The following is a 704-nucleotide window of genomic DNA, read 5'->3' on the forward strand; positions in this document are numbered from 1 at the left end:
ACAAGAAAAGTGGCGATTTGCTCTGCCCTACCAGCCCATATGCGACGCCATAATCTATGGTGCAGTAATTGATTTGTTCTACGACGTATCTGATCCCGATTCAGGTCTAGCAAGCAATGCCCAAGTTTGGCGTAACGGCATTGAGTACGCGGGCGGCACCACGTTTACAGTTAACGATGGTTCGGTATACGGAGCAACTACAGCAGTGAGTTTTGCGGCCGGTGAAGTGAAATCCGTCAACAACAAGTTTCCGAATTCTGTTGGTGCCGTCGAGATTGATATTGCGGATATACCCAATCTTCAACAGGAACTCGATAATGCTGGCAAGGTGAAGACCGTAGATGGTCAGCAACCCGATGCTAACGGCAATATTGTGGTTCAGGCATCGGATAACAACGCTGCGACCGGCACATCGCTTATCTCAGATAGCGGTTCTACTACTGGGAACATAAAACTCAAAACTCTGGTTGCTGGTAGCAACATCACCATCGCGCCTGATGCAAATGGCAACCTGAGAATCACAGGAACGGTGCCTCCACCGCCTGTTACTTCGGTGTCCGGACAAACCGGTGCTGTCGTTATATCCACGGTGAATAACAATGGAGCAACCGGTACATCGCTTATCTCAGATAGCGGTGCCACAACCGGCACAGCAAAGCTCAAGACGCTGGTAGCAGGTTCCCTGATATCGTTCTCGACGGACG

The 704-nt window shown here is 50.3% G+C and carries 1 pseudogene; it reads left to right on the forward strand.

Features of this window, described 5'->3' with window-relative positions:
- A pseudogene (locus tag AC1RPH_RS07645) lies at nucleotides 1–704 on the forward strand (hypothetical protein); the annotation flags it as partial.

It is taken from the genome of Dellaglioa sp. CoH-57-MRSF-16, from assembly GCF_056782055.1.